Consider the following 15,471-nt stretch of genomic DNA (forward strand, 5'->3'; position numbering starts at 1 on the left):
CAACAAGCTGATTTTTTAAGAATCTAAAACGAGTTTAGATTGACAAAAACATTAACTTTTTAGATAGCTTCTTTCTTTTTTAACCAATTAATTGTTTTGATTTTGTACCTTTTAGTTTTAATAAAAACAGGAATTATTGAAACACGCAAAATCCATGAAAATTATTTCAGAGTATGTTCAAATTATTTTTGGTATCATATTAGCAAGTATTGGTTTAAAAGCTTTTTTATTGCCTAATGGTTTTTTAGATGGTGGTGTTACTGGTATCGCACTTTTAATAAGTTCTGTTTTAGATATTAATATTTCTATACTTCTGATACTTTTCAGCATACCTTTTTTAATCTTAGGTTTTTATACGGTTTCAAAACGAATTGTCATAAAATCCATAATTAGTATTCTCGGTTTAGCGCTGTTTATTCAATTTGAAAACTTTAGTACAATTACAGAAGATAAGCTATTAATATCCATTTTTGGTGGTTTATTTCTTGGAGCTGGTATCGGGATTGCCATAAGAAATGGTTCTGTTTTAGACGGTTCTGAAATTTTGGGTATTTATCTAAATGATAAATTTGGTATTAGTATTGGCCAAATTATCTTAATTTTCAATATAGTTCTATTTAGTATTACCGCGTTAGTACTTTCAGTAGAAGTTGCGCTCTATTCTATATTAACTTACATCGTGACTGCAAAAGTAACAGATCTAATTATAGAAGGATTTGAAGATTTTATTGGTGTTACTATTGTTTCAAAAAAATTTGAAGCAATTGAAGTTGCTATAACAGAAGAATTGGGTACTGGTATGACACTTTATAAAGGAACAAGAGGTTTGGGCAGTTCTGGAAAAACAGAAGACTTTGACATTATACATACTATTGTTAATCGTATAGATATAAAAAAATTGTATCGTGTTGTCGATAAGATAGATCCAAAAGCTTTTATTGTTGAGTTTGATGTTAATACTGTAAAAGGAGGTGTTCTACGCCATTATCTTGATAAGAAAAAGAACAAAGTACTACCTAAGTTATAAATACTCAGAGTACTGCATCACTCTAAAATCAAACGTATTAAACTCTGGATTACTGGCTTTTAACTGTCTGTATAATGGTAATCTACTTATTGATATATTGGCTGCTCCAGATGCTGAAGTTAGTGAGACGGTTTTTATAGTTCTCTCATGCTCTTTATGAGATCCTGAAGCGAGTTCAGGATGACATAGCGTAAATTTATGAATTCTTGGCAGTTCATTAGTTACTAATTCTAGTTTCAACTTGTAGTCTCTTAGATGCTTTCTAAAGAAATATTCTGGTCCATTTTTACTATTTCCTCCTGTGAATAAAATGGTTTTAATATTAGGATACTGTTTAAGATAACCAACAATGTCTCTCAATTTCACATTTCTCATTCCTAGATCTGAGGGATCAATTTTTTCACGTTCGCATGATGCTACAATATCGCAAACACCTATTTTGTTTTTAATCAAAAACTGTTTGCGTTGTGTTATGGCTTTTTCAGAATTGTCGTATCTAAAATTAAGGTTATGAATCTTCTCTATAAACAGCCATAACGAATTGTAATAACTTCCATAACAAAAATCAACATCTTGTTCTAATAAATCTCCTGTAGAAAATCTTGGAGGTGGTAAAGTGCCAACAATTAGTTTTTCGGTATCATGCTTTATAAATGGTGAATATGGATGTTTGTGAAGAAACACTATCTCGTAAACACCAGCTCTTTTTCAGAGGATAATTCTTCGCTATAACCATAGTTTTCATAGTTAAACCCTTTAACGTCGTCTAATGTTTTTGCATCTGTGTCAATAATGTACCTTGTCATTAATCCACGCGCTAATTTTGCAAAAATGGCAATGGTTTTGTATTTACCATCTTTAAACTCTTTAAAGTTTACATCAACTACAGGTACTTTCAATGCTTTTTTATCCACGGCTTTTGAGTACTCGTTACTAGCAAGATTTAAAAACAGTTCGTCTTCGTCCAACTCGTCATTAAGTGCTTTAGTCACTTTCTTTTGCCAAAAATCGTAAAGATTTTTATTCTTACCTACAGGCATTTTTGTTCCCATTTCTAATCGGTATGGCTGTATTAAATCCAAAGGTTTTAAAATACCATACAAACCAGAAATTATACGAACCGTATCCTGCACCTTATCCAACTTTTTAGTATCAATGGTATAAGCGTCTAAACCTCTGTACACATCGCCATTAAAAGCATAAATAGCTTGCCTGGCATTATCCTTGGTAAATGGCAATTCCCATTCTTGGTTACGCTCATAATTAAGCTGACCTAGATTGTCTGATATATGCATGAGTTTAGACAAACTTTTTGCAGACTTCTTTTTTAGTAACTTATTAAGTCTTTCTGCTTCTGCTAAAAAACAACCTTCAGAAGTTTTTGTAGTTGGCAATTTGCTTTCGTAATCTAAAGATTTTGCAGGTGATAGTATTAGTTTCATCGACACTATTTTGTCGTTCCCATAACAACTGGAAACGCATTAATTAAACAATTTCATTTAAGAGTAAAAATACGATGTAAAGCATAGAGTTTCAAGTATCAATAAAAACTTATTTTAATAGTGTTATAAGTAGCTTCTATTTGATATTTAGTAGATGTTGAGATACTGAAACAAGTTCAGCACAAGTAAATTCAGCATGATAAAAAACTTACGTTCTTACTGACTTTGATGCTTGGCATAGCTTCTCCACTTCTCTATGCATTGCTGCATATCTTCAGGAATTTCGGTTGAAAAGCTTAACCATTCGCCAGTTGTTGGATGCTCAAAACCAAGAGTTTTAGCGTGGAGTGCTTGTCGCGGCAACACTTTAAATGCGTTTTCTACAAACTGCTTATACTTGGTAAAGGTTGTGCCTTTTAAGATTTTTTCACCACCATAACGCTCGTCATTAAAAAGCGTATGCCCAATATGTTTCATGTGTACACGGATTTGGTGTGTACGGCCAGTTTCGAGTTTACAACTTACTAAAGTGACATAGCCTAAGCGTTCTAAAACTTTATAATGTGTTACTGCTGGTTTTCCTTTATAAGCTTCGTCTCCTTCATAAACAGTATTTTGAAGTCTATTTTTAGGATGACGTCCAATATTGCCTTCAACTGTGCCTTCTTCTGCTTCAATATTTCCCCAAACTATAGCCACGTATTCGCGTTCGCTAGTTTTTTCAGCAAACTGATTGGACAAATGTGTCATGGCTTGTTCGGTTTTAGCAACAACTAAAAGTCCGCTGGTATCTTTATCTATACGATGTACTAAACCTGGTCGGTTACTTGAATTGTTTGGGAGGTTTTCAAAATGATAGATTAATCCATTAATCAATGTGCCCGAGTAATTACCATGACCAGGATGCACTACCATACCCGCAGGTTTATTCACCACCAACAACTCGTCATCTTCGTAAACGATATCAATAGGAATATCCTCTGCAACCAATAAATATTCATGTGGTGGATGCTCAAATTTTACGGTAATGTGGTCATTAGGTTTAACCTTGTAATTAGATTTTACGGGTGTTCCGTTTACAAAAATACTACCATCTTTTGCTGCTTGTTGAATTTTGTTTCGCGTGGCATTTTCAACAAAATTCATTAGGTATTTATCAATACGAAGTGGTTGCTGTCCTTTCTCAACCTTAAAAGCATAATGCTCATAAAGCTCGTCTTCTTCCTCAGACATGTCTATGATATCTGCCATGTAACTAACGATTTCCGTTTCCTAAAACGACGTCTATTGTAGATGTTAGTGGTAATAATGTTCCTGGTTTTAGGGTTTTACCTTTGTGTTTCATTCCTAATACCACATCCTTTCCAATATTATCGATATATGTAATTTCACCTATTTTAAATTCTAAAGCTTCCAATTGTGGTTTGGCTTGTCTAAAGGTACGTTTTAAAACATTTGGAACCTCGACTTTACGGTAACCAGAAGGATTAAGGATTAAATATATTTTTCTATTTTCCTTTACCTGAGCACCTGCTACTGGGTTTTGTTCTATAACAGAATATTTAGGATAATTAGGATTGTAATTGGCAGAATCTTGAATCTCCATTCTTAAATCGTTATCATTCAACTCTATTTCTACAGTTGCCAGAGATTTACCTTTTAAGTCAGGGACAGTTACAAATTCGCCATGATTGGTTGTTATATCTAACCATTTTAGAATTAAAAAACTAATAACAACAATGGCAACAATGGCCAATGCTAATTGCTTAAAAAACACCTTGCTGGTTAAAAATTTTACAATACTCATATACGGCTTACTTGTTGACAAATCTAAATAAATAATCTAACGTTAAAAAATTAATATACGTATGCTACCTTTCATTTAGATTATTGAAAATAAATGATACTTTTACGTATAGTATAATATTGAAGTTATCATAAGCTAAAGCTTAGTATAGATACTGAAACAAGTTCAGCATAAATGAAAAAAAATATTGCCATAATTATGGGAGGTTACTCTAGCGAATATAAAATTTCGCTTAAGAGTGGCAACGTTGTATACAATAATTTAAACGCCGATAAGTATAATGCTTATCGTATTCATATTTTTAAAAATAAATGGGTTTATGTTGATGAAAATGATAACGAATTCCCTGTAGACAAGAATGATTTTTCGATTACGGTAAAGGGTCGTAAGGTAATATTTGATTGTGTTTTTAATGCTATCCATGGCTCGCCTGGTGAGGATGGCTACATGCAGGCATACTTTAAATTATGGGGCTTGCCACAAACAAGTTGTAATATGTACCAAGCCGCCTTAACATATAATAAACGAGATTTGTTAGCAACACTTAAGCCCTATGGGATAAAGACTGCTGAGAACTATTATCTTAACCTTGGTGATGCGATTAATGAAGATGCCATAATATCTAAGGTAAGCTTACCATGCTTTGTAAAAGCCAACAAAGCTGGCAGCAGTTTTGGTATAACTAAGGTTTATAAAAAAGAAGATCTTAAAGCTGCTATAGAAGAATCCTTTAAAGAAGATAATGAAATTATAATTGAGCAGTTTTTAGACGGTGTAGAGGTTTCTGTTGGTGTTATTTCGTACAAAGGCAAAATTACTGTATTACCCATTACAGAGATTGTATCGGAAAACGACTTCTTTGATTATGCTGCAAAATATGAAGGAAAATCACAAGAAATAACTCCTGCAAGAATTTCTGAAGATGACGCTAATAAAGTGAGGACACAAGCAAAAAAGATCTACGAAGTATTAGGAATGACTGGCTTTTCTCGTAGTGAATTTATTTTTAAAAATGGTGAGCCACATCTATTAGAAATGAATACGGTACCAGGACTTACCAAAGAAAGTATCTTACCTCAGCAAGCTGCTGCTGCAGGTATAAGCATACAAGATTTGTTTAGTAATGCTATTGAGGAAGCCATGAAGAATTAATAAGTATCTTTGAAGCAACAAACGGAAATATTATAAATGAAACGTGCACTTTTTCCAGGATCTTTTGATCCTATTACCAACGGACATTACGACATTATAAAACGTGGCGTAAAGCTTTTTGATGAAGTTGTTGTTGCAATTGGTATTAATGCCGATAAAAAATATATGTTTTCTATTGAGGAACGTAAAGCTTTTATTGAAGACGCTTTTAAAAACCAACCAAAAGTTAAGGTTACGACCTATGAGGGTTTAACTGTGGACTACTGTAAAGACATTAATGCAAAATTTATTTTAAGAGGCTTACGTAATCCTGCAGATTTTGAGTTTGAAAAAGCCATTGCCCATACCAACAGAAAGCTCTCAAAAATTGAAACGGTCTTTCTATTAACAGCAGCTAAAACCTCTTATATTTCCTCTTCGATTGTACGCGATGTAATACGGAATAATGGAGACTACACGGTTTTGGTACCTGAGAGTGTAAGGGTAAAATCTTAAGTATTTAAACTTATATTGTCACGAGAATCCTAAACCAAGTTTAGGACACCAACAATTAATCTTTGTTGTTAGATAATATTATTGCGTTTAGCCTTTTCTACTGCTTCAAGCTTATTATGCACCTGTAGTTTGCGGTAGATATTTTCAATGTGTTTTCTAATTGTTCCTGTGGAGAGAATTAAATTTTCTGCAACAGCATTATAACTTAGACCTTTACTTAATTGCTCTAAAACATCTATTTCTCTACCTGTGAGTTTTATTTCTTCCCTTTCTTTTTCTTCTACAAAGGGATTTCTAAGTAATTTTAAGGTTTTTAATGCAATTGAAGGATTCATGGCTGCACCACCATTTAAAGTTTCTAAAATACCACAATGTAAATCGCCAGCGTTGATTTCTTTTAGCAAATAGCCATCAGCACCAGCCTTAATGGCATTAAAGATATTCTCGTCATTATCAAAAACCGTAAGCATTATAATTTTTATGTGAGGATACTTTTGCTTTACTAGATATGTTGCTTCAATACCATCCATTATAGGCATTTCTATATCCATTAAAATAAGATCAATATTATGATTCTCTTCTAACTTTTCTAGTAAGTTCTCACCATCTGTAGCGGTAAATCTTACCTGTAAATCTTCAAAAAAAGAAAGCTTTTCTTCTACTGCTTTTATTAGAAACGTGTTATCGTCTACTATGGCTATTCTGGTTTTCATAAGCTAAATTTTAAATGATGAGATCTATTGATGTGCCTTTACCCAAGGCTGCATCTATTTTTAATGTTCCATTAATTTCAGAAGCTCTCTTTTCCATATTAGTTAATCCATTTCCTCTTGTTATGGAAGACATATCAAAACCGTTTCCATTATCTGAGATTTTAAACAATAAGTTTGAAACATTTTTAGATACCTGCACTGTAATCTTTGATGCCTTAGCATATTTTAAGCTGTTGTGTATAGCTTCTTGTATAATCCTTAAAATATTCATGCCTTCAACAGATGAAAATCGCTTTAAGGTATCTACACTATCTGCTACGTTAAATTGAAATTCTATATCGTTTGCAGAGATATTTGCTTTATCTATAAAATTTGAAATCCGAGTTTGAAGATCTTCAAAGGTAACCTCACTTTTGTTCATAGCCCAAATTGTATCTCGTAACTCATTGATGGTGCATGATGTAAACTCACTAATGGTTTCTAATTTGTGTGTTAGTTTATGGTTCTTTATATCAAACCTATATTTTAAATTATCTATAGATGAAATTATAAAGGTAAGTTGAGCACCTATATTGTCGTGTAAATCTCTGCTGATACGCAAGCGCTGTTCTTGTAACTTATTCTGAGTTTCGATTTTTAGCAATGCATCTTTAAGTTCATTTTCTTTCTGTAATTGTTCATTTTTTAGCTTTTGTTGGTTATAAAATAGAAACCCTAATACGCTGAGTATTATGATTAAAAAAACCAACCCATAAAGCTGGTAGTTTCGTTTTTGAATTACTAAGTTCTGCTCGGCAAGTTCTGCACGTTGTATGAGAATTTCCTTTTCTTTTTTTTCGGTTTCGTACTTTACTTCTAGATCTGCTATTTTTAGGGCATTTTTTTCTGAGAAGATGGAGTCTTTTAGTTTTATATACGTTTGTTTTTGTTCTCTGGCCTTGTTGTAGTTTCCGAGCATATAATTACTTTCTGCTGCAGTTAAATGTAGATCTGCAGAAACCATTTCTATTTCGGGATATTTTTTAACCAAATTAAAACCTTCATCTGTATAGCGCTTGGCTACTTTGGGCAGATTTTTTTCGTTGTAGAGTGTTGCTATATTATTGTATGTAGAGAGCATTCCTCGTTCATCACCTTGGTAATTTTCTTTCTTTTTTAAAGCCTCTAAGTAAGTATTTAATGCTAAGTCTTTATTGCCTTTTTCGTAATATGCATTTGCCAGATTGTCTAGTATTCTATAATAGTCTATACGGTTGTCTAGTTGTTTTGCCAGCGTTAATCCTTTTGTAAAAGACACGATAGCTTCATCTAATCTACCTAAGTCTTTTAAATTTATACCAATATTATTGTGTGATGCTATTTGCTCGTTTTTAAGATTGTATTTTTCTCTAACTCTTAATGCTTTTTTGTGGTATTCTAGAGCTTTGTCATTAAGATTCATTTCTTGGTAAATGAGGCCAATATTGTTTAATGAAGATGATGTGGATTTTTCGCTTTTTAAGGCCTCATCCATTTGTAAAGATTGAAAGAAGTAATCTAAAGCTTCATCGTAGTGGCCTTTATTCCAATTAAACATTCCTAAATTATTTAGGCACATTGACTCTATATTTTTAAAGCCATACGCTCTGCTCATACTTAAAGCTTCTTTAAAATAGAATGATGCCGAGTCTGACTTGCCTATGATATCCATATATATGCCATGAGTGTTTACTAACTCGGTTAGACCAAAATTAAAATTAGTCTTCTTTGCAGACATCTTTCCTTCCTTAATAACCGCTAGCGCTTTGTCCGTATTATTAAAAATATAACCAAATGCAACTTTATTAAACATTCTAATTCTTACCGAGTCATTTTTGGTGCTGCGGGCAACGGTGAGTAAGCTATCAAGGTTCTGAGAGTGGGTTGCTATATTTACAAACATACTTAAGAATACAAGTAGGCTTAGCTTTAAAGTGCTAAAAGAAAAAAGCATCAGGTATATGCCGCGTAATGTGGCTTTTATAACTGATGCTTTTTGGAAAAAATTGATTAATAGCATTTTCAATTTAATAGTTTTTATTAGTAATTTGGTTTTTATTCGATTAAGATACAATTTAAGAAGATTAAGCGTAACTAAGGTTGCTACGCCTAATCTCAATAAAGCTTATCGACGATTTCTATTTCTTAAGGCTATAAGCATCAATAGTACTATCATTAGCCTTATAGTAGAGATAACCTGCATATTCATCTACTTTATACTCTGGTTTTTTATCTTTTAATAAAATTTCTTTTTCTATTTTACCTGAGTCCTTATTTACTTTAACCAGGCCTACTCCGTTATCTAATTTTGTTAAGATAAATTGTGAATCTTCTGTGGCAGCAGACGCTTTAAAGCGTTGAGACATCATATCAAAAGATGCACCTGCAATAGAGGCAAACATATCTGATGCACGCTTGGCTTCCTTACCGTAGTCGTTATAGTTTCTTAGATTATTCATACTTATGCCGTTATTATTCATTCCGGCAGCATATGCTGTTGATACCGTTGCAACCATGGATGCCGCTGCTACAACACCACCAACTATCTTCATAAAGCCACTTTTACCTGGTGATTTATAATATTCGTGATATATTTCTGAGCCATTGCCATCTAATGCCATCATGTTTTGAGAAGAACTTAAAAATATATTTCCATTTCTTATCTCCATTGTGCTTGGAGATTCTTTTTCTTCAAATTTCAGTTTTGAAAATTCTGAAACTTCACCAGAATTAGCATTTACTGCATATACTATATCCTCTGTTGCAATGAGGTATCTATTATTAGTGCTATCGTAAGTGGAAGCTACAGAAGCAGTATTCTTATATTTTAATGGTTTATCCCAGATCTGTTCTCCTGTTTCCAGATTTACAATGTTTGCATCTTCACCTGTAATATAAATGAGTCCTTGTGGTGTATGTGCCATTATCATAATATTTTCGCCCGTTTTTAAAGGTTTTTTAAACAGTGTTTTACCATCGAACGAAATTTTATTGATTCCGCCTGAGTATATTCCGAATAAAATACCATCTTCCATGGTGTAAAAATGCTGCACATAGCCCTTTGTTTTTGGGGCCTTTTCCCAAAGATCTTCTCCTGTTGCTGCACTAAACATGGTTATTTTAGACTCGGATTTGGCGGCAAATGCTCCATCTCCACCTGCAACATCACTTACAACAGCCAAGCCTTGCGGTAAAATTTCGAATTTAGATACAATACCTTTTACTTTTCGGTCGTCTTCCCATAGTTCTTCACCTTTAACACCTATTTTGTGTATTCTTGTGTTTTTGCCGTTGGTGGTAGTTTCAAAACCATAAATTTCTTGTTCGGTTTTATCTGCTACTAGCCAAGTAATACGTTTAATTTTATTGGTCCAAAGCTCTTCACCTGAGTGTGTCTTTGCAATGAGGCCTTGAGCGGTTGGTATAATTAAGAAATCCTTTAACAGTAAAGGTGTTCCGGTAACACTAAAGTCTTTTCCAACACCTATACGTCCTGGTGTGTCCAAAAAGAAACTATAATCTAATTTTGATGTGTTAAGGTCATAGACTGCAACTTTTGGTGTTATCTTGTCGGCTTTGCTTCCTGTTTTTTGAATACCACTTACAATAAGTTTATTCTGAGGTAGCACAACGTCGCAGGTGTAAATTTGATTCCAGCTGTCATCGTCAGAATTAAAAATCACTTTACCTTGCATATAATCTATAACAGCGCGCTTAGTCTTTGCTATACCAGCAAATTTAGAGCCTGCGCCTTGAGAAACAACAATATAAGGTGATCCTGAAATAAATTCGGTTTCTTCTGGTTTCAGTTTTCCAAAATTATTGAAGGTAAACACAGGCTGGCTCTGCTCTGGTTTTATACCTGTAAGACCATTGTTAGTAGCAACAACAAGTACACCTCCAACTGTTAATGTCATCTCATTTATCTTTGCCCCAAGATCATAGCTTTGGTATGAATTTTCTTGAGCCAGTAATGATGTAGCGCTTACAAAAAGTACTAGCATCATTAACGTTTTAATTTGAGTGGATAGCGTTTTCATAATATAACCTGTTACTGCACTTGTTTATTAAGATTAAACGAACCATTTGTGATTGTTTTTACAGACTGATCACCATTGAGGTTTTTACAGGTAAACTCAAAGGTTCCTATTAGTTTATTATCAGTTTCTTCAGAAATACTCAAAGAGCCAACCATAGAATTATCGTATGGTGCTTGCCAAATTTCTGTAGTTGAATTTTGTGGATTATTAAGATCTACGTCTGTTTCTGTGTAAGACGCCACGTTGACGTTACCAATGACAGAACCGTCTAGATCATACGTTCCCACTCCTTGATAACCCCAAATTGTAAACGAAAACGCATTGCCATCACTATTAGAGGCTATAATTATTAAGTTATTTCCATTGTTTGCTATTGTTGCGGAAGAAGATATCTCCCAAGATTCGTAGTTTGTACCATCTACTTTTGCGACTAAAGTGCCAGAAGGAGCATTACCACCACTTCCACCATCGTCATCACTACTACACGATGTTAATGTTGCTAAAGAAAATGCCATTACTAATAACATAACGTTTTTTAAAGTTCTCATTGTTGATTTAATTTATTGGTTAATACTGAGGCAAATCTCAACAATAAGAAGATGGCAAAACATACGATAAATTGCGTATATTTATTTAAAATATTGTTTTTCAAATACTTAGATGTATTCTAAAACAGAATATGTGGGTATTTTCTCTGTAAATCAGTAATTTCTAAATGAAGTTTTGTTAAAAATTTTTGATGTGCTTCTGAATTTTGATTAAACGGACGATGCGCTTTCTTAGTTTGAATACTAGCTATCTTTTCTGAGATTTCTTCAGCATCTTCTGATAACCAAACGGTTTTAAACGTTTCCCAAATGTAGTCTATCGCTAAATGATTTGGGTGTATCATATCTTGATTATAAAACCTGTAGTCTCTTAATTCGTCCATCATAATTTCATAAGATGGAAAATAGAATAGTTGCTTTCTGGGCTCTACAACCTGATGAATTGCTGACAATAAATGGGCCTTACTCCTATTGTTTTCTATAAAACCATCTTTGAGATGCCTTACCGGAGATACCGTAAAAATGAAATTAACTTTAGGGTTTACACGTCGTACTAAAGCAATTATAGATTCTAATGACGCAACAACATCTTCAACAAATAACAACTCTTTTAGAAATTGTTTTTGAGGTATTTTATGGCAATTAGCAACAATCTTATCAGTTGTAATATGTCTATAAACCCAAGCTGTACCGAGTGTAATAATGATGTGCGATGCAGACTTAACCTTATTTAATGTTTTAGTTAATTGCGCATTTAAACGCTCTAGTAATTGTGTTTTAGAAAGCGCATTTAATTTTGAATGCGCATCAAAACAGCAATAAATTTCATTGTGATGTAAAATCTCTTCTTCACTATAGAAATCTTCATTTATACTTCTAGTGATTAGGTTTTCTATAGCTACAGGATGAAATAAAATTCCGAATGGATTTACCTCAGATTGAAACTTATGATACTCAAACTTACTACCAATATTCTCAGAAAAACATGATCCTAATAAGATCATTTTAGACGTGTAATCTATTTGATGATGTGGTTGTTTTTGTAGTTTTATGTTGGTTTGTAGCTTCATTATTTCTCGCTAAGGCGCAGAGGCGTAAAATTTTTATAAGATTTATAACCCGTTAACAATTCTTGTAATTCCTGTTTTAATTAAAGGGCTATTAAAGTTTATGAGTAGCCCAAGTTTTAATCCTGACAACTTTAAATAGGTTAATAATTGTTTTGGATGAACAGGATGAATCTCTTGAACGGATTTTATTTCAACAATAACTTTATGTTCTACAATTAAATCAGTTCTGTAACTCAAATCTAATGCTTTACCTCTCCAAATTACAGGCAAAGGTTTTTGCCTTTCAACAATTAAACCTTCATTTTTAAGTTCTTGAAACAAAATCTCCTCATAAACAGATTCTAATAAACCTGGACCAAGCTCTACATGAATTTTATAACAAACGTCAACTATGATTCTAGAAATATCATTTTCGGTCATATCATGTATTTTTTCTCAGCATTAAATTTACTTCTTGCTAAAAGAAACTTAAACTTATAACGTATTAGTCTAAAAAATCTTAGCGACTCTGCGTCTTTGCGAGAAGCATCAACTAAAGATAATTCTTTGCATCTTCCAAAGCTTCCTCAATGCCTGCTGGATTTTTACCACCTGCTGTTGCAAAGAAAGGCTGACCTCCGCCTCCACCTTGAATGTGCTTACCTAATTCTCTAACAATCTGACCTGCGTTTAAGTCTTTTTCTGCAACCAGATTTTTAGAAATATAGCAAGACAATAACGCCTTACCATTATTATCTGCACCAAACAGAGCAAAAAGATTATCAACTTCACCGCCTAACTCAAAACATAAGTCTTTAATACCAGAAGCATCTAAATCTACTTTTTTGGCAATGAAATTCACGCCATTAAGCGCTGTGATTTCATTTTTAAGATCGCCTTTTAAGTTCTTAGCTTTATCCTTTAATAGTTGTTCTATCTGCTTTTTTAAACTCGCATTTTCGTCTTGTAAATTTTGAAGTGCTTTTACAGGTTCTTGAGCATTGTTTAATAGGTCTTTCATTTCAAAATACGCTCTGTTATTTTCAAAATAAAAGTCTTTAACAGCATCATAAGTAATGGCTTCTATACGACGAATTCCGGCTGCAACTGCACCTTCAGATACAATTTTAAAATGCCAAATATCTCCTGTATTCTTCACATGTGTTCCACCACAAAGTTCTATAGATTGTCCAAATCTCACAGTTCGAACTGTGTCTCCATATTTTTCACCAAACAAAGCCATAGCACCATCAGAAATCGCCTTGTCCATAGGTACGTTTCTTTGCTCTTCTAATGGTAATTTTCCGTCGATACGTGCATTTACAAAATTTTCAACATCTCTTAATTCTTCAACTGTTAGTTTAGAAAAATGAGAAAAATCGAATCGTAAATATTTAGAATGCACTGCAGACCCTTTTTGCTCTACATGTGTCCCTAACACTTCGCGTAGAGCTTGGTGCAACAAGTGTGTTGCTGTGTGGTTACACTCGGTTCTAAAGCGTTGTTTTTGATCCACAACAGCTTTAAACGTATCGTTAAGATCGTCTGGTAAATTTTTAGTAAAATGAATAATGACGTTATTCTCTTTCTTGGTGTCAATGATGTAAACCGTATCTCCATGATTGTCTTGCAAGTATCCTTTATCACCAACTTGTCCTCCACCTTCAGCATAAAAGGGTGTAAGATTAAACACCAACTGAAACATGTCACCTTCTTTTTTTGAAGTGACTTTTCTGTAGCGTGTAATTTTTACGTTGGCTTCAAGCGCGTCGTAACCGATAAATTCTTGCTCTGCATCATCAACTAAAATCGTCCAATCTTCAGTAGAAGTTTCACTTGCTTTACGCGAACGATTTTTTTGAATTTGAAGTTGTTCTTCAAATCCTTTTTCATCTAATTTTAAATTCTTTTCGGACAGAATTAAAGCTGTTAAATCTATAGGGAAACCATAAGTATCATACAGTTCAAATGCCTTTTCACCCGAAACTGTATCTCCTTTTGTGTCGCTAACAATACCATTTAGCAAAATTAGACCTTGCTCTAATGTTCTTAAGAAAGAGGCTTCTTCTTCCTTAATGACGTTTTCTATCAATTGTTTTTGCGCTTTAATCTCAGGAAAAGCGGTTCCCATTTTTTTGCTCAACACATCTACCAAACGGTAGATAAATGGTTCTTTTTTATCTAAAAATGTAAAACCATATCGCACGGCTCTACGTAAAATTCGACGTATAACGTAACCTGCACCAGTGTTACTTGGCAACTGACCATCTGCTATAGAAAACGCTACAGCTCTAACATGATCTGAGATGACTCTAATGGCTACATCTATTTTTTCATCTTTACCATAATCCTTATTGGTAATGGTTTCAATCTCACGAATTATTGGTGTAAACACATCTGTATCGTAATTAGATTGCACGCCTTGAAGCACCATACACAAACGCTCAAAGCCCATTCCTGTATCGATATGCTTGTTTGGCAATACGTCTAGAGACCCATTGGCTTTGCGGTTGTATTGCATAAATACCAAGTTCCAGATTTCTACAACCTGAGGATGGTCCATGTTTACCAAAGACTTACCATCAACTTTAGCCTTTTCTTCAGCCGAACGAATATCTACGTGGATTTCACTACATGGTCCACAAGGACCTTGGTCTCCCATTTCCCAGAAATTGTCCTTCTTATTTCCCATAAGAATACGATCTTCAGAAATGTATTGTTTCCAAATATCGTAAGCCTCTTGGTCCATTTTTAGTTTATCGTTATCATCGCTACCTTCAAAAACGGTAACGTAAAGAATATCTTTATCGATTCCGTATACTTCAGTTAACAGTTCCCAAGCCCAAGCAATGGCTTCCTTCTTAAAATAATCTCCAAAACTCCAATTACCAAGCATTTCAAAAAGCGTATGATGATACGTATCGTAGCCTACTTCTTCTAAGTCATTATGCTTACCAGAAACTCTTAAACATTTTTGAGTATCTGCAATTCTGTTATTTTTTGGTTCACTATTACCAAGAAAAAATTCTTTAAAAGGTGCCATACCAGAATTGACAAACATTAAGGTAGGGTCATTTTTTAAGACCATTGGTGCAGAGGGCACTACAAGGTGTTTTTTACCTTCAAAAAAACTCAAAAACTTAGAACGAATATCTTGAGACGTCATATACTGAAATTATA

Annotated in this window: 14 protein-coding genes; 3 read left to right on the plus strand and 11 right to left on the minus strand. The window is 33.6% G+C overall.

Translation table 11 applies throughout. The features are described 5' to 3' along the window. Nucleotides 1-154 precede the first annotated feature (154 nt). Nucleotides 155-1,027 carry a YitT family protein gene (locus BWZ20_RS05350; RefSeq protein WP_076617325.1) on the plus strand — a complete coding sequence of 291 codons (873 nt, stop codon included), beginning with the start codon at nucleotides 155-157 and terminating at the stop codon, nucleotides 1,025-1,027. Here BWZ20_RS05350 and BWZ20_RS05355 read toward each other — a convergent pair. The 4 genes from BWZ20_RS05355 to BWZ20_RS05370 all read right to left on the minus strand — a co-directional run bounded on the left by BWZ20_RS05355 (nucleotide 1,022) and on the right by BWZ20_RS05370 (nucleotide 4,276). Beyond that, entirely contained in the window at nucleotides 1,022-1,711 is a 690-nt protein-coding gene (locus BWZ20_RS05355) for a uracil-DNA glycosylase family protein (protein WP_076617327.1), read from the minus strand. The genes BWZ20_RS05350 and BWZ20_RS05355 overlap by 6 nt on opposite strands. Next, a complete protein-coding gene (gene yaaA / locus BWZ20_RS05360) occupies nucleotides 1,711-2,469 on the minus strand; it encodes a peroxide stress protein YaaA (protein WP_076617330.1) in 759 nt (252 codons plus the stop codon). Before yaaA ends, BWZ20_RS05355 begins: the two co-directional genes overlap by 1 nt. Nucleotides 2,470-2,685: 216 nt before the next feature. Continuing rightward, the gene (locus tag BWZ20_RS05365; RefSeq protein ID WP_076617333.1) at nucleotides 2,686-3,720 is read right to left on the minus strand and encodes an RluA family pseudouridine synthase; all 1,035 of its coding nucleotides are present in this window, start codon (nucleotides 3,718-3,720) and stop codon (nucleotides 2,686-2,688) included. A gap of 4 nt (nucleotides 3,721-3,724) precedes the next feature. Further along, nucleotides 3,725-4,276, minus strand: a complete 552-nt coding sequence (locus BWZ20_RS05370; RefSeq protein WP_076617335.1) for a PASTA domain-containing protein — start codon at nucleotides 4,274-4,276, stop codon at nucleotides 3,725-3,727. 174 nt (nucleotides 4,277-4,450) lie between these two features. On the opposite strand from BWZ20_RS05370, the gene BWZ20_RS05375 reads away from it, so the two are divergent. Next, complete coding sequence (locus BWZ20_RS05375) at nucleotides 4,451-5,428, plus strand: D-alanine--D-alanine ligase (protein ID WP_076617338.1); 978 nt, start codon at nucleotides 4,451-4,453, stop codon at nucleotides 5,426-5,428. 36 nt (nucleotides 5,429-5,464) lie between these two features. Further along, on the plus strand, nucleotides 5,465-5,923 hold the full coding sequence (gene coaD, locus BWZ20_RS05380; protein WP_076617341.1) for a pantetheine-phosphate adenylyltransferase: 459 nt from the start codon (nucleotides 5,465-5,467) through the stop codon (nucleotides 5,921-5,923). Between the two features lie 68 nt (nucleotides 5,924-5,991). On the opposite strand, the gene BWZ20_RS05385 is transcribed toward coaD, so the two are convergent. The 7 genes from BWZ20_RS05385 to alaS all read right to left on the minus strand — a co-directional run bounded on the left by BWZ20_RS05385 (nucleotide 5,992) and on the right by alaS (nucleotide 15,457). Further along, complete coding sequence (locus BWZ20_RS05385) at nucleotides 5,992-6,636, minus strand: response regulator (RefSeq protein ID WP_076617343.1); 645 nt, start codon at nucleotides 6,634-6,636, stop codon at nucleotides 5,992-5,994. Nucleotides 6,637-6,646: 10 nt separating this feature from the next. Beyond that, nucleotides 6,647-8,467 (minus strand): tetratricopeptide repeat protein, encoded by a 1,821-nt coding sequence (locus BWZ20_RS05390; RefSeq protein WP_198034974.1) that lies wholly within the window; start codon nucleotides 8,465-8,467, stop codon nucleotides 6,647-6,649. Between the two features lie 325 nt (nucleotides 8,468-8,792). Then, nucleotides 8,793-10,694 carry a PQQ-binding-like beta-propeller repeat protein gene (locus BWZ20_RS05395; RefSeq protein ID WP_076617348.1) on the minus strand — a complete coding sequence of 634 codons (1,902 nt, stop codon included), beginning with the start codon at nucleotides 10,692-10,694 and terminating at the stop codon, nucleotides 8,793-8,795. A gap of 11 nt (nucleotides 10,695-10,705) precedes the next feature. Further along, entirely contained in the window at nucleotides 10,706-11,242 is a 537-nt protein-coding gene (locus tag BWZ20_RS05400; protein WP_076617351.1) for a DUF6252 family protein, read from the minus strand. Between the two features lie 119 nt (nucleotides 11,243-11,361). After that, on the minus strand, nucleotides 11,362-12,312 hold the full coding sequence (locus tag BWZ20_RS05405; protein WP_076617355.1) for a GSCFA domain-containing protein: 951 nt from the start codon (nucleotides 12,310-12,312) through the stop codon (nucleotides 11,362-11,364). A gap of 42 nt (nucleotides 12,313-12,354) precedes the next feature. Beyond that, a complete protein-coding gene (locus tag BWZ20_RS05410) occupies nucleotides 12,355-12,732 on the minus strand; it encodes a GxxExxY protein (protein ID WP_076617357.1) in 378 nt (125 codons plus the stop codon). Between the two features lie 112 nt (nucleotides 12,733-12,844). Next, nucleotides 12,845-15,457 (minus strand): alanine--tRNA ligase, encoded by a 2,613-nt coding sequence (alaS, locus tag BWZ20_RS05415; protein ID WP_076617360.1) that lies wholly within the window; start codon nucleotides 15,455-15,457, stop codon nucleotides 12,845-12,847. Between the last annotated feature and the right edge of the window lie 14 nt (nucleotides 15,458-15,471).

It is taken from the genome of Winogradskyella sp. J14-2, from assembly GCF_001971725.1.
GTDB lineage: Bacteria > Bacteroidota > Bacteroidia > Flavobacteriales > Flavobacteriaceae > Winogradskyella.